Consider the following 22,090-nt stretch of genomic DNA (forward strand, 5'->3'; position numbering starts at 1 on the left):
CTTTATGAAGACGTTTAGCCACTTCCTATCGAATCCAGTGGATTTATTTTCAAAATCCTCTAGCAATATTTTTTGAAAATGTCCCCTTGACTTTTCATAGTTGGTCTTTCAAAGTAAAAAAACACACCCATCCCTAGGAAAGGGACGAATGTGTTTTCGTGGTTCCACCCTTGTTCCAATCTAGACGTATTTCCTCCTAGATTGCTCAAGTTCAGATAACGGCTGATACCGCCAATAATTACTAGATTACTCGTTCACTATTGAAGTTCAAAGGTGGTAAAATCATTTCTCGTGTTAGGAAGCTCACACCCTTGGCTTCCCTCTCTGTAAACCGTAAAAATGATTTCGTGTCCTTATCGTTACTTTTTCGTTCATGTTTATTTGTTAACTCATTATACTCGCATAAAAAACAAAATCAATACTATTTTTTAATTATTTTAAATTTTCAATCTCTTATACCATAAAAAACACACTCATCCCTAGGAAAGGGACGAATGTGTTTTCGTGGTTCCACCCTTGTTCCAATCTAGACGTATCTCCTTCTAGATTGCTCAAGTTCAGATAACGGCTGATACCGCCAATAATTACTAGATTACTCGTTCACTATTGAAGTTCAAAGGTGGTAAAATCATTTCTCGTGTTAGGAAGCTCACACCCTTGGCTTCCCTCTCTGTAAACCGTAAAAATGATTTCGTGTCCTTATCATTACTTTTTCGTTCATGTCTATTTGTTAACTTATTATAGTTATCAAATTTTTAAAAAGCAAGCCTATTTTTACTAACTATTTTCAAAATGATTTTTTATTATATTTCACAATAGCATTATGCAACTGCCACTCATTTTACCTATTTTGTCATTTCTCCAGTTAATAAATCAACGGTTCATATATAAAGTGAAGGCTAATAATCAGTGGGGATTTTGTTCATCCCCACTGATTATTAGCCTTCACCAATCGGGCTTTTACGGGCAGTTGATCCCCACCTAACTTCTTTGCTTTCGCTGAATTTTGAGGTAGGGGTGTTACTGCCCGTTAATGCGGGATAAATCCCCATTCTAAAACCCGTACATACTCACCTTACAAAATTATATCAATAAAATTTTTAATACAATCTTTTTGTATAACTTTCTTCTAAAGAACGTGCAACATCTTCTTCTGAAGCATTCACTTTCGCATGCTCTAACAACATTTTTGCTGCTGAAGGTAACTCTTTTTTATTTAACCAAGATTCTGGATCCCATATCTTCGAACGAATAAACGCTTTTGCACAATGAATGTAACACTCTTCTATTTCAACAACAATTCCAAGCAACGGATTACGTCCATTCGCCTGCATTTCTTTCAAAATTTCTTCATCGTTTGTAATATACGCTCGGCCATTTATTCTAAGTGTCTCCCCAAGACCTGGAATAAAAAAGAGTAGTCCTACACGTGGATTTGAAATAATATTCAAAATGGAGTCTATACGACGATTTCCTGGCCTTTCTGGAATGATAATTTTATTATTATTGAGTACGTATACAAATCCAGGTGCGTCTCCTCTCGGCGAGGCGTCACACTCCCCCAACTTATTTGCAGTAGATAATACTAGAAAAGGAGATTTAGAAAGGAAATCTACACAATGGTGGTCTAATGATGAAATAACTTTTTTCAATGCTCGCTCACTTGGTTTCCCCAATATTTTCCGTAACTCTTCCTCTGTTGAAATAATCGATTTTATTTCCATACGCTCTATCTCCACTTATAATCGCCCCTTTTTCTTTATTTTCCCAAAATTCAATACGAATATTGTATAATAAAATTTGCAGAAAGGGGAATTAAAATGACAGAGTGGTTAACAATATTTGATTCTGAAAGAAATACACTTGGGAAGAAATTACGCGATGAAGTGCATCGTGACGGTGATTGGCACGAAACATTTCATTGTTGGTTTGTAGAAAAAGATGCTAAAGATATATTCTTATATTTCCAATTACGCTCTAAAAATAAAAAAGAAGCTCCACTTATATGGGATATTACTTCAGCTGGACATATTATGCATGATGAAGATGTACAAATTGGTGGTCTTCGTGAAATCGAAGAAGAATTGGGGCTTTCCTTTCAAACTACTGATTTAGTATACAAAGGAATCTTTAAAATAGATTATGAAATTTCAAATCTTACTGATCGTGAATTTTGTCATATGTATTTTCACAATGTCATCAATCCACTTCCATTCGCACCAGGTGAAGAAGTAGACGATGTGATGAAAGTACATGCAACTTCTTTTCTACAACTATTAAATGGTGAAATTTCATCTTTTACAGCTAGTTCTGTTTTAAACAATAAACCAATTACAATAACATTTGAAGATATTTATCCGTATGATCTTGCATACTATGAATTTGTTATAGAGAAAGGAAAAGAATTATTAAAAAATAATAGTTTATAAATAAAATAGGACTCTTAGCATAATATTGCGTAGAGTCCTATTTTTTATTATTGTTCAAGTATCTTTAATTTATTCTCTACTTGTATAAATAAAAGAATAATTAATAACAGCATAACCACCATAATCGCTATTATTGTATGTGGATATCTAAACAGTATACTAATAACACTTCCAATTAACATCATGATGAATCCGTTTTGCTTCATCACTTCTGCACTATACCTGTTACCCGCATCCCATAATTCCTTATTTTTCATAGATCGTTTCGTACGATAACCATATGCCGCATTAATATCGGTCGGTGGATTTTTTTGAAGAACAATTGCCGCAAGTATAAATATAGTACCTATTAAAATACTCATTCCTATGTTTATTAGTGCATACATCAATTATATCCCCTCCTAACTTACACCTTCATTATACGACATGACCCTTTTTTCAAATTTATAACACATTCAATTTCTTTCTTTTGATGTGTGGAACATACTTGGAAGTGTTACAAAACGTGCCCCTTTCGTTTTTAACTGCGGAATGATTTTGTCTAGTGCATCTACAGATCCTTGTAAATGCCCACCTGGTGTTGAATGCTGAAGGATGACACTTCCTGGAAATGAATTCCCTAATACATTATTTGTAATCGTATCAGCGCTTACACCTTTCCAATCAACTGTATCAACACTCCACTGTACAATCATAAAATTTTGCTCTGTTGCCCACTTCAATTGCTCTTCAAGTATTTCACCGTATGGCGGACGTATAAACTTCGGTGCATAACCAGCTAAACGATTTAATATTTCTTCCGTTTTTATTATTTGATTACGATACTCAGCATCATTTACTTTCGCTAAGTTCGGATGACTATACGTATGATTACCAATTACATGCCCTTCATTTGCAATACGCTTTACTACGTTCGGAAATTTTTCTGCGTTTTCACCAAGTAAGAAAAAAGTAGCTTTTACATTATGTTGTTTTAACTTATCTAATATTTTTGGCGTGAATTCTAAATCTGGTCCATCATCAAATGTAAGAGCGACTTCCGCTTTATTATACGGTCCTGAAAATGCGTACGCATATTTTTCGACCCACGAAAATGGTGTCCACGATCCACGCTCATATGCTTTCATTTGTACTTCATAGTTTTGAGGGATATATGCGTATGGCAATGAACTTATATAGTCTCCATAATAAAATGAGTTATATGGCATATAAGCATACGAAACATCTCGTTCTAGTCCCCATTGATATGGAGCAAACATTTGTGGCGAATAAAAATAATACATGATAAAAAAACCTCCCTAATTTTTCATATGTGATTCCTCTGCACTTTGTTAGAGAAATTGTTATTCATAAACAAAAAATAAGACTGTCCTTAATTAGGACAGTCTTGCTGCTTTATATTATTAATACATCGATGTACTATCTTTCGGCAAAGCTTTCACATGTTTTAAATAGTTCGTCACTTTATCATCCTCATCTTGCGGATATTGATATTCATATGTGTTAGCGATTTCGTTCGCCACTTCCCTAAATAAATCACCCATGACAAAGAATGACTCCCATATGTTTTCATATTCTGCATTAGAAAATGTCCTTTTAAATTGCTCCCACATATCTTCTTCAATATATTGCTCGAAATGCTTTCCAAACTTCCCTGTATTAACTGTAAAGTCTGTTTTCATACCAATATGCCATTCTAGCATTACGATGAACATATCTCGCACTGGTCCTTCAAGCATTCCTTTTGCATAAGAAAGCTCTTCTCTCCATAGCCCTTTTGCCACATTCGTACTACACCACCAAAATTCATTACAGCAATCCAAAAACTCTTTTTCTGTAGGCTTTTTTATTAAGTAATCTTTATCGCTTGCTGGCGGGAATCCTTCCATACAATTATCTTTATCAAGAAGCAGTTTACTTAAACTATCTTGTCCAACGAACTTTTTTATTAACTCAACTGGAACTAGCGTTAAATCAATCCGATTCCCATCCATGAACTGCATTAAATATGGAAACTTCCCATCTTCATCTGGTTGAACTAACGACATTTCTTCTGGCATTTGTACTATCATTATTTCTCCAAATCTATGAACCCAATTATGATTAGACGTAAAAGATTGTATATCATTTACAACATACATAATATCATAGTCTTGAAAACAATCTCTTTTCACATTTGGATTTACACGCGATCCATTCATGATAACTGCTCGAATTCTTTCATCCTCTTTTGCTATATTTATAATTACGTCTAACATTTCTTTTTCAGTTCTCATCTACTTATATCCTCCAATTTTTTAATATATAATATAGTGTTATGTATATTGGAGGTCCACGAGCTAATCTCGTTATACACGATACATGTTATAATTTTTGAAACTTCTTTTTCATCCCTTTTTCCTCCTTACATCACTCTTTTACAACTGCCATCCCTTTCAATTTCCCAATGCTTTCTACCATTCACTTTTAATTATACCGAAAATTCTGTCTCGAATACAAAAAATAAAGAAGGGACATCTACCCCTTACAGAATAGATATCCCTTCTTTTAAAGTTAAATTTAATTCCTATGGATTAGTAGACCAAAGCCCAGCAGATTTAATAAATGTACGTTTATTTAATTTCAGCTGCGCTACGATAAATTCTGCAATATCTTCTGCTTGCATTACTTTATCAGGGTTTCCATCAGTTAATCCTAAATCTACAGCCATATCAGTTGCTACTGTACTTGGAGTTAAAGCTGTTACACGAATGTTATGTTTGCGAACTTCCATCGCTAACGATTCTGTTAAGCCAAGGACACCAAATTTAGAAGCACTATATGCACTTGTTACAGGTGCACCTTTTTGTCCTGCTGTAGATGAAATGTTAATGATATCACCAGATTGTTGTTCAATCATGCTCGGTAAAGCTGCACGAGTTGCATAGTATACACCCATTAAGTTTACTTGAATGATTTTTTCCCAATCAGCAACGTCTAGTTCTAAAAACTTACCGAATTTAGAAATACCAGCGTTATTAATTAAAATATCGATAGATCCTAAACCATTTTTTAACGTTTCAATCGCAGTTGTTACTTCTTCGCATGAAGAAACATCAGCAGTTGCGATAACAGCTTTTACACCTTCTGCTTCTACTTCTTTTGCTACAGCTTTTAAGTTTTCTTCTGAACGAGCTAATAAGCCTACATTTACGCCTTCTTTCGCTAATGCGATTGCTACAGCGCGACCAATCCCTCTACCTGCTCCTGTAATTAAAGCATTTTTACCTTGTAATAATTCTGCCAAGTATAACACTCCTTAATCATCTCAGTTATGTATTATATTAAAATTGTATCTATGTTTATGTAAAAAGGCAATGATGCACTTTCATGTGCGTAGGTTACTTGTAGGTAACTATAGAAAGTTTTTATTTATAAGTTTCATTTTTTTACCATTATTCATGTAAAATAAAAACAAATCCAGCATAGGGGAGTGTATGAGTATGAAAAGCGAAGGAAAAGCTTTTCAATATAATTGCAGTAACAGTAAATGCATTTTTAAAGAGAAATAGTGTTAGAAGGTTCTCCTTCTAACACTATTTCTCTTCATGATTCGGCATACGCACAATAAATTCAGTACCTTTTCCTTCCTCACTCTCCACTTTTATCTCTCCTTGATGAAGGTCAAGTACTTTCTTTACAATAGCTAAACCTAAGCCACTTCCTCCATAGGCACGATTTCGTGAAGAATCCGCTTTATAAAAACGCTCAAAAATATGTTGTTTCTGTTCTTCTGATATACCAATTCCTGAATCACGGATACGCACTTCCACTACTGTCTCATGTTCCTTTAACTGAATAGTAATCGTACCACCGCTTGGAGTAAATTTAATACTATTATGAATTAAATTAATCCACACTTGACTCATACTTTCTTGGTCAGCAATAACATATACTTTTTCTAAATCTAGTTCTAACTCAATTTCTTTTTCAGCCCAGAGTGGTTCACTATTTAACACAATTTGCTTTAATTGTTGATCTAATCGATAGCTCACTCTTTCTGGTGTATACTCTTCTGATTCTAAAAGAGTTAGCTTTAGTAAATTTTGACTTAGTTTAGATAATCTCGTTGTTTCAGTTTCAATAATGGTAAGATAATGCTTTCTTTTTTCCTCAGAAAGATTATCGTCTTGTAGTGCTCTAGCAAATCCTTTTATAGAAGTTAACGGTGACTGTATTTCATGAGAAACATTCGATACAAACTCTTGTCTCATTTTCTCCATCGTATTCAGTTCATCTGTCATATCATTTATACTTTTTACGAGCACGCCAATTTCACCATCATACTTTTCTTCATTTCTTATTTTTACGGAGAAGTCTCCTTTTGCAATTTTTTGTATCGGTTCAATAATAGTCCAAATCATCGCCTCTCGTTTTGGTCTCATTAATATTCCAATCAATGTCCAAATAAGAATAATAAAGACAAAACCGACCATATCACTAATTAGAAAAGCAACAAACGGCGATACGTTTACGTCAAAAGCATTCAATATACTAGTTGCTACATAAAATGCGATAGACCAAATTATAGTAAGAAAAGAAAAGAGCGCTAATACCGCTCCAAATACTTTCAGCATCTTCAACTTACTCATTCGTTTTCTTTTTCTCATTTACTTACCTCTAAGCGATACCCTAATCCTCTTATTGTTTTAATACTAAATTTCGACTGCTCTTCTTGAAACTTCTCACGTAACCGATTAATATGAACGTCTAGTGTACGTTCATTCCCTTCAAAATCATATCCCCATATTTCTTCAATTAATTGCTCTCTCGAACAAGTTCTTCCCGATTTAGACCCTAAAGTAAAGAGCAGCTCAAATTCTTTTAACGGTAATGTAACCGTTTGTTCTCCAGATGTAACTTCGAATGTTTTACGATTTAATAATACATTTCCAACTTGAATCGATTGGGAAACTGTAATTTGGTAACGTTTCAATAATGCCTTTACTCTCACTACTAATTCTATAGGGTCAAATGGTTTTACAAGATAATCATCTGTCCCAAGGTGAAATCCTTTTACTTTTTGTGATGTTTCCCCTTTGGCAGTTAGCATCAGAACCGGGATATCATAGTATTTTCTTAATTCAAAACATACATCAAATCCATCCATATTTGGCATCATGATATCAAGAATAACCATATCGACTTTTACGTCATCCATTTTCTGAAGTGCATCTACTCCATCAATTGCCTCATATGTTTGAAAACCTTCTCGTTCTAAAAATACAGAAACGAGTTCTCTAATGTGTGGATCGTCATCTACTATTAAAATTTTAGGTATCAAAGGAACCATTTCCTTTCTACTTAGCATCTAATATATTGTTTAAAAATGAATCATCAGTGGAGTAAAATCCCACTGATGATTCATTTTATAATGCACCCTCTTTAATTTTCAATTGCTGCGTTGCAAACTCACGATACATATCATGCGTCTGTAATAATTCATCATGCGTACCACTACCTGTAAGATTCCCTTTTTCAATAAAGACAATTTTATCTGCATCTACAACAGTAGAAAGTCTATGCGCAATCACTAACGTTGTTCTGCCTTTCATTAAGTTATTTAACGCTTTTTGAACGACAGACTCAGATTTACTATCTAAGCTTGAAGTCGCCTCATCTAGCATAAGAATTTGCGGATTTCGAAGTAACGCTCGGGCAATGGCAATTCGCTGTCTTTGTCCCCCAGAAAGCTTCACACCGCGTTCTCCAACTTCTGTTGCATAACCGTTTGGTAAGTCATGAATAAATGCATCAACATATGCCATTGCTACTACTTTTTCAATTTCTTCATCCGTTACTTCGCCCTCGACGCCATAACAAATATTATCACGAATTGTTCCATCAATTAACGGACTATCTTGTGATACGTAACCGATTTGACGTCGCCATGACTGTAATGAATAACTCGTAATTGATTCTTCCCCTAATTTAATGGCGCCACTAGTTGGCTCATAAAAACGTTCCAATAATGAGAATAAAGTTGTTTTCCCACTACCACTTGGTCCTACAATCGCTGTCACTTTTCCAGATTCAATTGTGAAATCAATATTTTTCAAAACTTGCTCTTCTTCGTTATACTCAAAATGTACATTTTCAAGAACGATCGGTTGCTTAGCATTTGTCACTTTCACACCAGTTTCATGATCTTCTACTTCATATTCTAAAATCGTACTAATTCTTTCCGTTGCACCAATTGCCTTTTGGAATTGTGTAAAGAACATAGATAATTGACTCATTGGCATTACAATTTGAACTAAATACAAAATAAACGCTACAAGTTCACCGGTTGTTAATGCACCGCTAGAAACTCGCATCCCGCCATACCCTACGATAATAACAAGTAGTGCCATTAAAACAAACGACATAACTGGCGAAATTAATGCTTGCACTTTTCCTTCTTTCAAACCAAATTGTAATAACTTTTGTATACCTGTATTACCCGTTTCATATTCTCTCTTTTCTGTATTTGAAGATTTCACTAAACGAATTTCTGATAACACTTGCGTTAACACACTTGTAAAAGATGCAGTTTCATCTTGAAGTGCTTTTGAAATCTTATACATTTTTCGTCCAAGTGGAACTAAAATTAACACAGACAACGGAATAACCGTTAAAAGTAACGCAGTCATTTTCCAATCTAAAACAAATAATACAATTAACGATCCAACAATTGAAATACCACCTGTTAATAAGTTTGACAAATGCTCAGAAATTAACGTTTTCACAACACCTGTATCATTCGTCATACGGCTAATCGTATCACCTGTTCTATTTTGATCGTAATAAGATACCGGCAAGATAAGTACCTTTTTCCACAAACGTTCTCTTAGTCCCGCTACAATCTTCTGCCCAATATAATTTAGTAAATATATAGACAACCCTGCCGCAATAGTTTGCATTACAAAGAAAGCAATTAACCCAACAATTTGTCCTGCACTAATTGAAGAAAGCGAAAAATTATCTACTAATCCTTTTGTCAGCATAGGAATAAATAAACTCGCTCCCGTAGAAAGCAAACTCATTAACAACGCAAAAACTAAAATTCCTTTCGGAGGATTTGTATCTTGAATAAGGCGTAAAAACTGCCTCCAACTCCCTTTTTTCTTTATTTCATTTCTAACTTCCATTCCTGTTCATCTCCTCATGTTAAACAAAACTGTTCTTTCTAAAATTAGAATACGATACAAATGTAAACTGAATGTAAACACACTTTTTCTATTTTTACAAAATATACATAAAAACTCATCTTTACAACAGATATAAACATCTGATATTATTACCTGGTACTTAATATTATTCTATGTAAATTATAGATAAATAATTTAAAACACGATATAAATCTCCAGTTAGTGAAAGGAGTATCCTTTTTGCAAACAAATATACATTCTGAAAAGGAAACAATTATTTTTATTCATGGATTAGTTGGCAATCGTCGCGCCTTCAAAAAAGAGCAAAAACGATTTTCTGCCTCCTACAACATTATAACTTATGACTTATTAGGTCACGGTGATGATAAAGGAGAAGCAATCGACTTTTCATTACAGCGCCTCGTAGATCAATTATTAAACTTATATGAACAAGAAGGTATTAAAAAAGCACATATTTGTGCGCTAAGTTACGGCTGTTACATCTCTACAATTTTTGCACAAATGCATCCAGAAAAGGTATTAAGTATTTGTCATATTGGAGGACATTACAATAACCCTTCTCGTTTATATAATGTATTTCAAAATTTTTGGGAGAAGCGAGGAGATGAATACTCTAAATGGCTCTCTCAATACGCAAATACTATTTTTCCAAGCGGTATATTAAAAGCAAATCCGTTCGCAGTCATTTCAAGAAATATTTACTACCGTTTCGGATTACAATTACATTCATCCATAATTGCCCAGTCATTACGACATCGGTTAGAATTCGATTTAAAATCTAAATTAAAATCACTTCCTCACCCTATACTATGGGTAATGGGAGAGCATGATCATCTCTATAAATCTTGTCTATTTGATTTGAAATCTATTTTGCCTAACGTTCTATATAAGGAAATACCGTTAGCGGGACATGCAGCGAACTTATTTCGTCCTAACTATTTCCATGACTTATATGATCGATTTTTAAATGGAAAGTTAAAATAAAAACTATTAAACTTCCAATTTATTCAACTATAAAAAGGCTTCCCAAGTTTCCTTGGAAAGCCTTTTCTCTATACGAAAAGTATATAAAACTACTTTTTCTTAGTATGCTTTTGTGTAACCTAATAGGTGCTTGCTCCAGTAAGAGTTACTTACAGAACTAATACGTACACCAGTTGCATCTGTTTCTGCACTAATGAACTGACCGTTTCCTAAGTAAACACCCATGTGAGAAGGACCTGATTTATAAGTATTTTGGAAGTATACTAAATCACCTGGTTGTGGATTGCTAGTTTTTGTTTTAGAGCTCCAGTATCCAGCAACTGTTTGACGAGCGCCTTTATGACCAGTTTGATTTAATACGTAGTGAATGAATCCACTGCAGTCAAAACCAGCAGGTGTTGTACCAGCAGTTCTGTATGGTGAACCATTTAAAGATCTAGCGAATCCAGCGATTGAAGATGTATCTCCACCTGTTGTTGGTTTTTGTACGTCTTTACCTGGTTGTTGAACGTTATTTGTAACATTATTGTTATTTGTAACGTTGTTTACTCCGCCTTTTACAAACTTAACGAAGTCTGCACTTACGTAACCTGTGCGGCCGTTATGGTTAATTTTGTACCAACCATTTTCAGCACCAGTAACGTTTAATACTTTACCATTTGTTACTCCACCGATTACAGCGTTGTATGTAGCTGGGCCTGTACGTACTTTTAAAGCACCAGTGTTAACAACATAAGAACCACCAGTTTGAACTGTTGTAGTATTGTTGTTTGTAGTTGGTTGTTGTGTTTCGTTAGATACAGCAGAACCACCTTTTGTTACGAAGTCTTTGCTTACGTATCCAGTTCCACCATTGAAGTTGATTTTAAACCAATCTTGTACTTCACCTACAACTTGTACTGTTTTACCTTTGTTTACAGAACCTAATACTGTATGAGATGTACTTGGGCCTGTACGTACGTTAAGTGAAGAAACGTTTACTGTGTAAGTACCTGTTCCTTGTTGAACAGTCGTTCCTGTTTTGCCACCAGTCGTTACGAAGTCACCACTTACATAACCTGTTTGACCATTTACGTTTACTTTGAACCAACCATTTTCTTGTCCAACTACTTGTAGCACTTGGCCTGATTTTACTTTAGAAATAACGTTATGTCCTGTACCAGCACCTGAACGAACATTTAATACATCAGCAGTTACTGTGTATTTTAATTCAGAAGTTGTTTCTACAGTTTTTGTTTCAGTTACAGTCGTTTGAGTTTGAGTTTGTCCATTAATTTCTTTTAGCGCTTCATTTGAAACTTGTGCATGAGCAGAATCCATTCCTGGAACTGCAACGCCAGCTACAGAAGCTGCTGCTAAACCTGCAATTACTTTTTTCATAAGTTGTCTTTACTTCCTTTCCCTACTATCCTCTTAAAAAAAACTAAAACTTTAATACTTTACAATATTATCAAAGTAAAATATTCATCCAGTTCCATTTTTTAGCAAGAGTTTTATTTTTCACACAGAGTTCATTTTAAATGAACAAAGTGAAATCCGTGTGAACTTCATGTGAACTTTATCATTAAACACAGTGTTTTTGCAATGGTTTTTTCAAATTTCTTATATATCGCATGAAAATTCGACATTCTATTTAATATTTTAATATAAAATATCCCTTTTCTATCTATTATAAAAAATTCTATTAACCTAATACAAACTCAAGTATGTATTTCCTTATAAAGCTCCTTACATGAAGTATACTTTCATCATGACAAAAATCACTCTATTTATCAATAGTATAATATTTTTAGAAAACTAAATTTCTATACTATCTACAATTTTGAAATAATTTGACGAATTGTAAGATTTATTTCACAAAAGCCATTTCTCCTTTAAAGAAAACACACACTATATCAACTGTTCTCTTTTTCTTATAATGGAATTTATAGGATATTTATAGTATTATATACATATCTTAATAAACAAGAATTTTAGCGAATTAATTAAAGTTTCATTCCCTTATAAAATGAAACTTTAATCAGGAAGGGTTTTATACATCCTCCGCTAATTATTAACCCTCACCACTCGGGCTGCCCATTAATGCGGAGTTTTATTGGAATAAAAAGAGGAGGCATATTTGTGAGAAATATAATAGATGATCCAATACAAAAAAACATAGAGCTATACTATGCTTTTATTCAATTCGTTTCAATGATAACATTACAAAAAGTATCAGCTATTGAAACACGTAAAAACGAATTAAAAAATCAGATGAAAAATGCCGGACAAAAAAACCCTTATTACGTATAAAAAAAGGTGAACAGGTTATATTCCTGTTCACCTTTTTAAATTATTTATAAATTTTCACACGGTCCTCTAGCGGTTGGAATTCTTTTTCACCAGCATGTACTACCGGTTTACCAAATGGCATTTGCGCAATAAGTTTCCAATTCTCTGGAACATCCCACTCTTTTCTCACTTCTTCATCAATTAGCGGATTGTAATGCTGTAACGTAGCACCAAACCCTTCAATTTCTAAAGCTGTCCAAATTGCAAATTGTAACATTCCTGATGATTGCTGAGACCAAGTTGGGAAATTATCTTTATATAATGCAAAGTTAGCTTGAAGGCTTTCCACTACTTCACTGTCTTCAAAATATAAAACCGTTCCATAACCACTTTTAAATGCATTCATTTTTTCTTCAGTAGGTGCAAAGTTATTTTCAGGTACAATTTTTCGTAACGTTTCTTTCGTAATATCCCATAATTTATCATGTTGTTCTCCTAATAAAACAACAACGCGAGCACTTTGAGAATTAAAAGCTGAAGGTGTATGTTTTACAGCATGATAAATCACTTCTTGAATTTTCTCATCAGAAACTACTTGCTCTTTACTAATTGCATAAATAGATCTTCTGTCTTCAATTGCTGAGTAAAAATCTTTTGCCATCATAATTCCCTCCAATTTTCAATTGAGGCTATTTTATATGTATATATCATATTACGCCCCTCAAACTTATTATTAATAAGCTTATAACTTTATAATATCACAGCAACAAACAAACTCAAATAATAACACTTATATTTAGAAGCTTTTTCCTTTTTAAAATAAAAAGACTGTTTGTTGTTATCTAAAATTAGTAACAACAAACAGTCTTACTTATGTAGCGATCTAGATTCGTATTTTACTTACTTAATTAACTAATCCAAATGCATACGACATTAACTTATTTGTCTCTGTAAAACGTTTTGTTTTACTGGATGTCCCCATGACCACTGTAATAATTCGATTATCACCTTGCTTTGCAGTCCCAGTAAAACAGTATCCTGCACTATCTGTAAATCCAGTCTTTAGTCCGTCCATTCCCTCTATATATAAACTTTTATTATTTTTGTTTAACATGTCGTTTGTGCTTATAACATTAATATTATTAAATGCTAGCTGACTTTGGCGTAAGTGAGTCACTTCTAATATTTCCGGATAATCTTTTATAAGATGATACGCCAATTGTGCTACATCACCAGCCGTCATTTTTGTTTCACTTCCATCTGGCTCTTGTAATCCAGAAGCATTTGCAAATTTAGCATGTTCCGACATTTTTAACTGTTTCGCTTTTGCATCCATAAGCTGAACGAAATCTTTCTCCGATTTTGCCATATGTTCTGCTAAAGCCACAGCCGAATTATTAGCTGACTCAATCATTAATGCATGATATAAATCTTTAACAGTTAATGTGTCATTAACTTGTACTGGGATTCTCGCTCCTTCTGTTTGTGCCGCCTTCGCACTCATTTTTACTGGATCTTCCCAGCGAACTTTCCCGTTATGTATACTCTCTAGTAAGAGATACGCTGTCATCATCTTAGACATACTAGCCGGTGCAAAAGCTTCATTTTCATTATATTGATAAATAATATCTCCATCACTCGCATCGATAATCATAGCTGCTTTTGCGTTAATTTCTGGTGGGATGTACTTTGGCGGGACTACTTTTTTAGTAAATCCTGCTTTAGGTAGTTCTGCCACTTGCAAAGGTTGTCCCTCTACATTCGCTATGCTCTTTTGATTTCCTTGGAATAAGAACCAACATATCCCTAAAATAATAACTAATAGGACTGTCATCCTTCCCCATTTTAACCGATTCATTTCAAAACTCCTTTAGCAAACCTTTTATACACTCACATTTAACCTTAACAACAATTCCTTTATATAGTCAAGGTAAAAGGTATATTTATTCATATACAGCAATGATTATTTTAATTTATTTATGTTAAACTTACAATATTGAAACGTAAGAATATTCAATAATAAAATCTCGTAAATAAAGCGAAACTTTAATCAGCCCCACCAATTGGGCTACCCGTCAAATAGCGAGATAAACTATTTAATAGAAGGGATTCATACAAATGCTACTTCCAAAATCATTAAAATACGGAGACACAGTTGGGATCTACTCCCCTTCTTCACCAGTAACCTACACTTCTCCAAAAAGATTTGAACGAGCAAAATCTTACTTACAACAGAAAGGGTTTCATATATTAGAAGGTTCATTAACAGGTCGATATGATTTTTATCGTTCTGGTAGTATACAAGAGCGTGCTGAGGAACTAAATGTCTTGATAAGAAATCCTAATGTTTCTTGTATTATGTCAACAATTGGTGGGATGAATTCAAATTCAATATTACCTTATATTGATTATGATGCTTTTCTAAAGAACCCTAAAATAATGATTGGGTATTCAGATGCAACTGCTTTATTACTAGGAATTTACGCCAAAACAGGAATCCCTACATTTTATGGACCAGCTCTCGTCCCTTCCTTTGGCGAATTTGAACCTTTTGTTGATTGCACATACAAATATTTTGCTGAAACTTTACTACATGATCATTCTCTTCCTTATCATATAAAACAACCATTATTTTGGTCAGATGAATTTATTAATTGGGAAGAAAAGACGAAGGAGAAAGAACTTCGACCAAACGATTGGATTTCAGTAATTGATGGAAAAGCTACTGGGCGTATTATTGGCGGGAATTTAAACACGATACAAGGAATTTTGGGTAGCCCCTATATGCCACATATTCAAGAAGGCGACATTCTCTTTATTGAGGACAGTTCAAAAGATGCAGCTACTATTGAAAGAAGCTTTTCATTACTTAAAATTAACGGTGTATTCGATAAAATTTCAGGTATCATTCTTGGAAAACACGAGCAATTTGATGATTGTGGTACCAACCGAAAACCTTTTGAAATACTATTAGAAGTACTTCAAAATCAAAGAATTCCTTTTCTAGCTGACTTCGATTGTTGTCATACACATCCCATGATTACCATACCTATCGGTGTTCAAGTAGAGTTGGATGCAACAAATAAAACGATACATATTGTAGAACCTTGGAAAAAATGAATTCATAGATAGCTTCTATTGTTTTACAATAAAAGCCATGATACTATATAATTTGGAATGTGAAAGGTTAAACAAAATACGTTCCAATATATATCATTAGAAAAATTAGGTATAAATATATATTTATATGCAAAAGAGAGTGAATAAATGAAACCAACTATTAAAAATTACGTATTTTTACATGTAGCTTTTTTGATATATTCTATCATTATGGTTTACATGAAATGGGCAGCTAAATTCCCCATTGCTTCCATCTCATTTTTTGTTGCTTATTTCGGACTAGTTATACTTTTATTCGGATATGCAATTTTATGGCAACAAGTAATTAAACATTTCGAAATTTCAAAAGCATATTCACATCGCGGAATTATTATACTGTGGTCAATGCTTTGGTCAGTATTTCTATTTGGAGATACTATTCAGTGGAATCATTTACTTGGTGCAGCTATTATTATCGTCGGGATTGTGGTGGTGACAAAAGATGAATAGTTATATGTTATTATTTATTTTCGGGATAATTTTAGCTAATTACTCACAAATATTATTAAAAAAAGCTACTTTGCAACAATACGATTCTAGAATAAAAGAATATGTGAATCCTTATGTTATTATCGGCTACTCTTTATTTGTAATTAACGCCGGATTAAATGTTATCGCCATGAAGGGCATGGCATTAAAACAAGCATCAGCATTAGAATCCTTAAGTTATATCATCATATTAATTTTTGGTTGGTATTTCCTAGGAGAAAAAATAACGAAACGTAAACTCATCGGCAACATGATTATTATCGTTGGTGTAATCGTTTATTGTATCCAATAGTAAAAAGCTCCGTTTATCACAAACGGAGCTTTTTACTATTGACCTAAATTTTGCACTTTATCTTTCAAATCTCGAACTTGATCTACCGTCTGCATAAGCTCAGAGTTTTTAAATTGCTCTACATCCACTTTGCCTTCTTCTATCTTTGTCTTCGCCGTATCAATTAACGTATTTAACTTTTCGTTATATCCGACGATTTGTTGATGAAGATCCTTTGCTACATCAGGTGGCGTTAATTCATTGAATGCGGGTATATCTTGTTTAATTTCACTAAGCTTCGTTTCTAATTCTTTTCGAGCCTCGCTATCATTAACGGCCTTTTCTGCTAATGCTGGTGCATCATTTGCAAATGCACTTATTTCATTTACATAGTCTGTCGCCTTTTGAGCATAATCTATGGAGTTCTTTCCTTCTTCCACTATTGAACATCCCATTAAACCAATTGAAACTATGAATACTAATACAATTGATTTTATTTTCATTTTAGACCCCCTTCGTCCTTATAATTGTCTGTAATTTTCTCTATACATAACTTCTAGCTAAATTGTTTATAGCCTTTTTCAAATAGCTATTTACCCTCTTACATGCCCTATTATCGTTACAACATCTATTTCTATATGCACGCTTATAATATCTTCAATTATATCCATATACCCTTGTCCTATAGCTGTTCCATAGTGTAATGTAAGCCCCTTCTTTTCATACACTGACTTTGGCACTGAAAAAATAAATCTCCTCAAATTTCTTTCATCAGCTGGTTCCATAATTAAAACAATCCCATCCTCATCAAACATATACGCTCGCCCTCCAACTTTACATTCACTATGGCTCAGTATTGCCTTGGTCAGCAAAATTTAAAACATAATAAGTTAAGATACACTCTGCTCTATCATAAAGTGAAACTTTAATTAGCCCTCACCAGTCGACTCTTTATCGGCAAATAGCGGGATAAAAATAAAAAGCATTCATTCTTTTTTGTTAAGAATAAATGCTTTTTAAAAAATCAATTTCTAACTCTAACATCTTTTTTTGACGAGGTTTTACTTTCCTTACGGGAACTCCAGCGTAAATATACCAATCATCTAAACTCTCTTTTACCATACTCATCGCGCCGACTGCCGTACCTTCTCCTACAATTACATTTGGAAAAATAATAGAATTAGCACCAATAATCACATGTTTTTTTTAAATAACTTTTTCTGCTTTCACATTCCTATATTGATTCGGGACGGTTGGCCCCATTAATGTATTTCCACTGAAATCATCAAGTACTGCATATACGATTGTTTTAGCTGAGATGTTTGCAAAATCATGCATTTCAATCCCAACTTCCCCTCCATATAACGCTGTATACGCTGATATGTGCGAATAACTTCCAATTGTGATTTTACCACTTAAAATGCAAAAATCATCAATTCTTACATGATTGCCAACTGATATAGCACTCGGATTATATATACTTGCTTTTTTACTAACCAATACATTTTTCCCAACAGATAAAAATCCAATTTTCTTTAGTTCTTCTTGACTATAAAAACTATTCATCTACCGACACCACCTTCTGCTCTAAACAGATTACAATTTGCTCTACTAGTTCTTTCGTCATCCCTTCCCATAAAGGTAAACTTACGATTCGTTTTGCTATTTTATTCGTTTTTGTTAAATCTGTCGACTTATAGTTTTTAAAAAGAACTTGTTGGTGGCAAGATGGTGAAAAGTATAATCTAGCTTCTATTTTCTGTTTTTTCAGTTCTTCAATTACTTGTATGTTGCGAACTTCTTCTGGACAAATGATAGGCATAAATTGGTGAATAACTGCTTCTGTCTTTTGGACTTTCCACCCTTTTTCATTAACCCAGTATTTTGTAACAACTGTTTATACCATTCAGAAATACGGGTACGTTCTTTTAATTTTTGATCCCACTTTTTTATAGTCGCAATCCCAATAGCTGCTGCGTATTCAGACATTTTACAATTAAACCCCATCATCGTACATTCACGATTTTTATCAAATCCGAAATTCCCCATTCTTTTAATACGTTGTATATCTTCTTCGTTTTTACTATATATGAGCCCTCCTTCACCAATTCCGAACGGCTTTGTTGCATGAAAGCTATATACGATCATTCCACTAAAATCTTGACCGTAATGCATCCCTCCATTCATTAATCCAAATCCCGGCGCCGCATCTACGACAACCGGAATCCCCTTCTTCTCTAATTCTTCATATTCTTCTAAGTTCATCCATGATCCAAAAGTGGCGTACGGGACAACAATCGCAACCTCTTCTTTTAATTCTTCTATCTTATGCAAAAGTACGGTTTTATCCATATACCAATCATCTATTGAAATATCAATAAAGTAAGGTTCCAATCCACACCAAATAGCGGCTAAGGCAGTCGCAGGGAATGTAAAGCTAGGCATGAGAGCATACTTTCCTTTTCTTCTTTTCTTTAGTTGAATAGCCGCCATTAACCCTAACGTTGCGTTTGCTACTGTTGTAACAGCTCCCCTGTTTTGAAAAAATGACGACATAATTGTTTCCTCAAAACGTTGATTTATAGGTCCATAATTCGTATATATGTGAGATGTATCAATTTCCTTCAATTCGTCCAAATACTCACTTACAGGTACAGTTGAAGCACGTAAAAAAGGAATATTCTCCATATCTATCTATTCCTTCCTATCATTTTCGGACAATATAGAGCATATCTGTTTCAGATAATCCAAATTTCCTAGCACTTTTCATTCCTTGTTTTTCCGCTATGTTATATAATTCTACCTTAAATCCTGCATTCATTAATCGTTGAATAAATCCCGATTGATTGTAAATTCTCACATGATCTTCTTGACCAAAAGCTAATTTCCTCAATTGTGGTGTTACAATTAATTCATTCTCTATAATAAAATCTACATTCATTACGATTGGTACTTGAATAATTCCCCATCCATTTGGCTTTAACACTCTATATAACTCTCGCATTGCTTTGTCATCATCAGGAACGTGTTCTAACACATGGCTACATAATATTACATCAAAAGTATTACTATCATATGTAATTCTTGTAACATCAATTTCCTTCATTAATGGATCCTTTGGTTCTAAGTCACCACATACATACGTAATATTTTTATACTCGTTAAACCAATCTCTTAACTTTGCTTCAGGTGCAATATGAAGCATTGTATAGTTTCTATTTAACAAGTCCGTTTCCGTTTCAATGTACGCACGGTACAATCTTTCACGATCCATCGAATTACAAACTGGACATATCCCTGTATCTTTATTCCACATTTCAAATTTATATTTCGGAAAATCATAATGTGCTGGCCAAGGTGAAAATTTTTCAAATTGTTGATTGCAATATTGACAATAACAACATTCTTTCTCGAACATATGAGCAACTAACTTGTTTAAGCCTTTTTTTATCTTTTCATTATAAATTTGATCTAGTTCGCCATTTCTTACTGCATCCTTAACTATAAATCCCGCATTTTCTAAACAATAAGATAAACTCTCTTTATACTCACTTTCGGAGCTTAAAAACCCACTATTATATGCATCTATAATTAATTCAATCCACTCTTCAATTGTCATTAAAATAAAATGCATTTGTTTTTGATTTTGTCCACTATGCTGTCTAAAATAACTAAGAGGTTCATGTATATAAACTACTTTTCCTTTCCTCATCATATCTAGCCAAGTTGCAATGTCATTAATAGCAGAATAAGCCTTTCCTTTAAAATATCCAAACTTCCCGTCAAACAAATTCCGATTAAACAAAACAGTTGTCGGCTCACCAACTACATTTTTCAAGTTTTTTAACATATAATTCCCTAATTCTTTTCCTTCAAAAAGTGTAGTTTCTTTCGCGATTTTCATATTTAATGTTGAAGGTGGTAATATCTCTCCATTCTCATCAATCAGTTCACGATATGACGTCACAAATGAAATATTTTCTAACGTCAAAAAGTATTTCATCATTCTCTCGATCTTTTCATGATGAAATAAATCATCATCTAATAAAAAGTTTATATAGTCCCCATTCGCAAGTTCTACACACTTATTAAAGTTTTCGGCAACTAACGGCGTTTCATTTTTTACATATGTAATACACTCATATTCACGTAAGTACGGTTGAATCATAGCATTGACTTCATTATTTGTACTGTCGTCAGAAATAATAATTTCAATATTTTCATATGTTTGATTCAAAGCGCTGTTGAGTGCTAATTCCAAGTAATAAGGTCTATTGTATGCAGGAATAAGTATACTTACTTTCGGTAAAGAAGAATTATTATTTATATGTTGTTTTTTCTTTTCTATGTTTATTTTCTTCGCTCTAATTTTTTGGTAATAGTCTAATGTATATAATATTGATGATGGAACTATCCTTCTTGCATAATCTAGAAAATTAGTTATCGCTTTGTCTAACTCTTTTTCAGTGGATAAGAAACCATATTGTTCTCCTGCTATAATACTGTGTGAAAAATCTTCTAACCCATCCATCATTTTATTAGATTCATTTAACTGTTGATCTGGATGTAATCGAAAGTAACTAAGTGTCTCTGCTATATATACAGCTTTTCCTTTACTTAATAAAGATAACCATGAAGCTATATCTACGTTACATAAATACCGCCTCTTATCAAAAATCCCAAACGGTTCTTGTAAATCATTTTTACGAAATAAAACTGTTGTCGGTTCTCCAATATAATTTTTTTGATCCACAATTACCTTATTTCCTAATTCTGTTCCCGCTATAATGGTATCCTCTTCAAATAAACGGACAGTCGAATAAATATGTCGTAGCTCTTTCCCTTTATCATCAATGACTTGACGATGAGATGTTACAAGCTTAATTTCATTATCTAAATCATCGAAAAAATACTTCATCATTTTTTCAATTTTATTCACATGAAATACATCATCATCCATTAAAAAATTTATATATTCACCGTTCGCTTCATTAAATAACATTAGCGCATTTTCAAATTGTCCGAGAGTGGATCTATTTTTTATATAAATAATATTTGAATGATCACATAAGTATTTTTGTAACACTTTTTCTGTTTCATCATTCGTGCTGTCATCTCCAACTATAATTTCTATATTAGGGTACGTTTGTTCTAACACACTACATAGCGCCTTTTCAAAGTAACGAGGACGATTATACGTAGGAATTAATACACTTACCAACGGAAGTTGCTCTACCACCTCTTCAGTTCTTTCAATACGAGTTCTCATTTTAACTCTCTCACCTCTTCGCATATTA

Annotated in this window: 20 protein-coding genes, 2 pseudogenes and 2 other annotated features; of the genes and pseudogenes, 6 read left to right on the plus strand and 16 right to left on the minus strand. The window is 33.4% G+C overall.

All coding sequences use genetic code 11. From position 1 onward, the window contains the following. Positions 1-137: 137 nt before the first annotated feature. Positions 138-369, minus strand: a binding site (T-box leader). 114 nt (positions 370-483) lie between these two features. Continuing rightward, positions 484-715: a binding site (T-box leader), on the minus strand. Positions 716-1,100: 385 nt separating this feature from the next. Next, the gene (locus ACS2CR_RS25795; RefSeq protein WP_000402135.1) at positions 1,101-1,739 is read right to left on the minus strand and encodes a pyridoxamine 5'-phosphate oxidase family protein; all 639 of its coding nucleotides are present in this window, start codon (positions 1,737-1,739) and stop codon (positions 1,101-1,103) included. Positions 1,740-1,820: 81 nt separating this feature from the next. On the opposite strand from ACS2CR_RS25795, the gene ACS2CR_RS25800 reads away from it, so the two are divergent. Further along, positions 1,821-2,429, plus strand: coding sequence for an NUDIX hydrolase (locus ACS2CR_RS25800; protein ID WP_000141381.1), 609 nt, complete (start codon positions 1,821-1,823; stop codon positions 2,427-2,429). A gap of 47 nt (positions 2,430-2,476) precedes the next feature. Here the strand turns inward: ACS2CR_RS25800 and ACS2CR_RS25805 are convergent, their stop codons facing one another. From ACS2CR_RS25805 to ACS2CR_RS25835, 7 genes are all read right to left on the minus strand, one after another. Continuing rightward, complete coding sequence (locus ACS2CR_RS25805) at positions 2,477-2,815, minus strand: SdpI family protein (RefSeq protein WP_000271092.1); 339 nt, start codon at positions 2,813-2,815, stop codon at positions 2,477-2,479. A gap of 69 nt (positions 2,816-2,884) precedes the next feature. Next, positions 2,885-3,712, minus strand: a complete 828-nt coding sequence (locus tag ACS2CR_RS25810; RefSeq protein ID WP_000291223.1) for a peptidoglycan-N-acetylglucosamine deacetylase — start codon at positions 3,710-3,712, stop codon at positions 2,885-2,887. A gap of 120 nt (positions 3,713-3,832) precedes the next feature. Next, positions 3,833-4,705: an aminoglycoside 6-adenylyltransferase gene (locus ACS2CR_RS25815; RefSeq protein ID WP_001258538.1), complete on the minus strand. Its 873-nt coding sequence runs from the start codon at positions 4,703-4,705 to the stop codon at positions 3,833-3,835. A gap of 290 nt (positions 4,706-4,995) precedes the next feature. After that, positions 4,996-5,715 carry a 3-ketoacyl-ACP reductase gene (locus ACS2CR_RS25820; RefSeq protein WP_000818979.1) on the minus strand — a complete coding sequence of 240 codons (720 nt, stop codon included), beginning with the start codon at positions 5,713-5,715 and terminating at the stop codon, positions 4,996-4,998. A 289-nt stretch (positions 5,716-6,004) separates the two neighbouring features. Beyond that, a complete protein-coding gene (hitS, locus tag ACS2CR_RS25825; RefSeq protein ID WP_001231621.1) occupies positions 6,005-7,078 on the minus strand; it encodes an envelope stress sensor histidine kinase HitS in 1,074 nt (357 codons plus the stop codon). Then, on the minus strand, positions 7,075-7,752 hold the full coding sequence (hitR, locus tag ACS2CR_RS25830; RefSeq protein WP_000612414.1) for an envelope stress response regulator transcription factor HitR: 678 nt from the start codon (positions 7,750-7,752) through the stop codon (positions 7,075-7,077). The genes hitS and hitR overlap by 4 nt, the downstream gene beginning before the upstream one ends. Before the next feature lie 85 nt (positions 7,753-7,837). Continuing rightward, entirely contained in the window at positions 7,838-9,598 is a 1,761-nt protein-coding gene (locus ACS2CR_RS25835) for an ABC transporter ATP-binding protein (protein WP_053512683.1), read from the minus strand. Between the two features lie 240 nt (positions 9,599-9,838). Between ACS2CR_RS25835 and ACS2CR_RS25840 the strand changes: the two genes are divergently transcribed. Then, positions 9,839-10,603, plus strand: a complete 765-nt coding sequence (locus tag ACS2CR_RS25840; RefSeq protein WP_001194306.1) for an alpha/beta fold hydrolase — start codon at positions 9,839-9,841, stop codon at positions 10,601-10,603. Between the two features lie 99 nt (positions 10,604-10,702). Here ACS2CR_RS25840 and entFM read toward each other — a convergent pair whose 3' ends face one another. Next, a complete protein-coding gene (entFM, locus tag ACS2CR_RS25845; RefSeq protein WP_000755525.1) occupies positions 10,703-11,983 on the minus strand; it encodes an enterotoxin EntFM in 1,281 nt (426 codons plus the stop codon). 741 nt (positions 11,984-12,724) lie between these two features. Between entFM and ACS2CR_RS25850 the strand changes: the two genes are divergently transcribed. Further along, positions 12,725-12,895 carry a hypothetical protein gene (locus tag ACS2CR_RS25850; RefSeq protein ID WP_001244279.1) on the plus strand — a complete coding sequence of 57 codons (171 nt, stop codon included), beginning with the start codon at positions 12,725-12,727 and terminating at the stop codon, positions 12,893-12,895. A 40-nt stretch (positions 12,896-12,935) separates the two neighbouring features. Here ACS2CR_RS25850 and ACS2CR_RS25855 read toward each other — a convergent pair whose 3' ends face one another. Both ACS2CR_RS25855 and ACS2CR_RS25860 read right to left on the minus strand, forming a co-directional pair. Then, positions 12,936-13,538, minus strand: a complete 603-nt coding sequence (locus ACS2CR_RS25855; protein ID WP_001987122.1) for a nitroreductase family protein — start codon at positions 13,536-13,538, stop codon at positions 12,936-12,938. 240 nt (positions 13,539-13,778) lie between these two features. Continuing rightward, a complete protein-coding gene (locus tag ACS2CR_RS25860) occupies positions 13,779-14,732 on the minus strand; it encodes a D-alanyl-D-alanine carboxypeptidase family protein (protein ID WP_001080874.1) in 954 nt (317 codons plus the stop codon). Positions 14,733-14,992: 260 nt separating this feature from the next. Here ACS2CR_RS25860 and ACS2CR_RS25865 point away from each other — a divergent pair, with 260 nt between their 5' ends. The 3 genes from ACS2CR_RS25865 (at position 14,993) to ACS2CR_RS25875 (ending at position 16,814) form a co-directional block, all read left to right on the plus strand. Continuing rightward, the gene (locus ACS2CR_RS25865) at positions 14,993-15,994 is read left to right on the plus strand and encodes a S66 family peptidase (protein ID WP_000926335.1); all 1,002 of its coding nucleotides are present in this window, start codon (positions 14,993-14,995) and stop codon (positions 15,992-15,994) included. Positions 15,995-16,141: 147 nt separating this feature from the next. Further along, complete coding sequence (locus ACS2CR_RS25870; protein WP_000805125.1) at positions 16,142-16,483, plus strand: EamA family transporter; 342 nt, start codon at positions 16,142-16,144, stop codon at positions 16,481-16,483. After that, positions 16,476-16,814 (plus strand): EamA family transporter, encoded by a 339-nt coding sequence (locus ACS2CR_RS25875; protein ID WP_001089868.1) that lies wholly within the window; start codon positions 16,476-16,478, stop codon positions 16,812-16,814. Before ACS2CR_RS25870 ends, ACS2CR_RS25875 begins: the two co-directional genes overlap by 8 nt. 35 nt (positions 16,815-16,849) lie before the next feature. On the opposite strand, the gene ACS2CR_RS25880 is transcribed toward ACS2CR_RS25875, so the two are convergent. The 5 genes and pseudogenes from ACS2CR_RS25880 to ACS2CR_RS25900 all read right to left on the minus strand — a co-directional run bounded on the left by ACS2CR_RS25880 (position 16,850) and on the right by ACS2CR_RS25900 (position 22,062). Next, entirely contained in the window at positions 16,850-17,296 is a 447-nt protein-coding gene (locus tag ACS2CR_RS25880; RefSeq protein WP_000695229.1) for a DUF6376 family protein, read from the minus strand. A gap of 90 nt (positions 17,297-17,386) precedes the next feature. Then, on the minus strand, positions 17,387-17,608 hold the full coding sequence (locus tag ACS2CR_RS25885) for a hypothetical protein (protein ID WP_000459099.1): 222 nt from the start codon (positions 17,606-17,608) through the stop codon (positions 17,387-17,389). A gap of 184 nt (positions 17,609-17,792) precedes the next feature. Then, positions 17,793-18,359 (minus strand): annotated as a pseudogene (locus ACS2CR_RS25890) (acyltransferase). Beyond that, a pseudogene (locus ACS2CR_RS25895) lies at positions 18,352-19,481 on the minus strand (DegT/DnrJ/EryC1/StrS aminotransferase family protein). Before ACS2CR_RS25895 ends, ACS2CR_RS25890 begins: the two co-directional pseudogenes overlap by 8 nt. A 19-nt stretch (positions 19,482-19,500) precedes the next feature. After that, positions 19,501-22,062: a glycosyltransferase gene (locus ACS2CR_RS25900; protein WP_053512682.1), complete on the minus strand. Its 2,562-nt coding sequence runs from the start codon at positions 22,060-22,062 to the stop codon at positions 19,501-19,503. Positions 22,063-22,090 lie beyond the last annotated feature (28 nt).

Source organism: Bacillus cereus group sp. BceL291, from assembly GCF_051776705.1.
Lineage (GTDB): Bacteria > Bacillota > Bacilli > Bacillales > Bacillaceae_G > Bacillus_A > Bacillus_A cereus.

Bases quoted from the DNA above. Each gene is read 5' to 3' on its own strand.
- ACS2CR_RS25800 (WP_000141381.1), top strand. From the start codon at position 1,821: ATGACAGAGTGGTTAACAATATTTGATTCTGAAAGAAATACACTTGGG.
- entFM (WP_000755525.1), bottom strand. From the start codon at position 11,983: ATGAAAAAAGTAATTGCAGGTTTAGCAGCAGCTTCTGTAGCTGGCGTT.
- ACS2CR_RS25875 (WP_001089868.1), top strand. From the start codon at position 16,476: ATGAATAGTTATATGTTATTATTTATTTTCGGGATAATTTTAGCTAAT.
- ACS2CR_RS25885 (WP_000459099.1), bottom strand. From the start codon at position 17,608: ATGTTTGATGAGGATGGGATTGTTTTAATTATGGAACCAGCTGATGAA.
- ACS2CR_RS25810 (WP_000291223.1), bottom strand. From the start codon at position 3,712: ATGTATTATTTTTATTCGCCACAAATGTTTGCTCCATATCAATGGGGA.
- ACS2CR_RS25805 (WP_000271092.1), bottom strand. From the start codon at position 2,815: ATGTATGCACTAATAAACATAGGAATGAGTATTTTAATAGGTACTATA.
- hitS (WP_001231621.1), bottom strand. From the start codon at position 7,078: ATGAGAAAAAGAAAACGAATGAGTAAGTTGAAGATGCTGAAAGTATTT.
- ACS2CR_RS25870 (WP_000805125.1), top strand. From the start codon at position 16,142: ATGAAACCAACTATTAAAAATTACGTATTTTTACATGTAGCTTTTTTG.
- ACS2CR_RS25835 (WP_053512683.1), bottom strand. From the start codon at position 9,598: ATGGAAGTTAGAAATGAAATAAAGAAAAAAGGGAGTTGGAGGCAGTTT.
- ACS2CR_RS25860 (WP_001080874.1), bottom strand. From the start codon at position 14,732: ATGAATCGGTTAAAATGGGGAAGGATGACAGTCCTATTAGTTATTATT.
- ACS2CR_RS25865 (WP_000926335.1), top strand. From the start codon at position 14,993: ATGCTACTTCCAAAATCATTAAAATACGGAGACACAGTTGGGATCTAC.
- ACS2CR_RS25855 (WP_001987122.1), bottom strand. From the start codon at position 13,538: ATGATGGCAAAAGATTTTTACTCAGCAATTGAAGACAGAAGATCTATT.
- ACS2CR_RS25815 (WP_001258538.1), bottom strand. From the start codon at position 4,705: ATGAGAACTGAAAAAGAAATGTTAGACGTAATTATAAATATAGCAAAA.
- ACS2CR_RS25880 (WP_000695229.1), bottom strand. From the start codon at position 17,296: ATGAAAATAAAATCAATTGTATTAGTATTCATAGTTTCAATTGGTTTA.
- ACS2CR_RS25900 (WP_053512682.1), bottom strand. From the start codon at position 22,062: ATGAGAACTCGTATTGAAAGAACTGAAGAGGTGGTAGAGCAACTTCCG.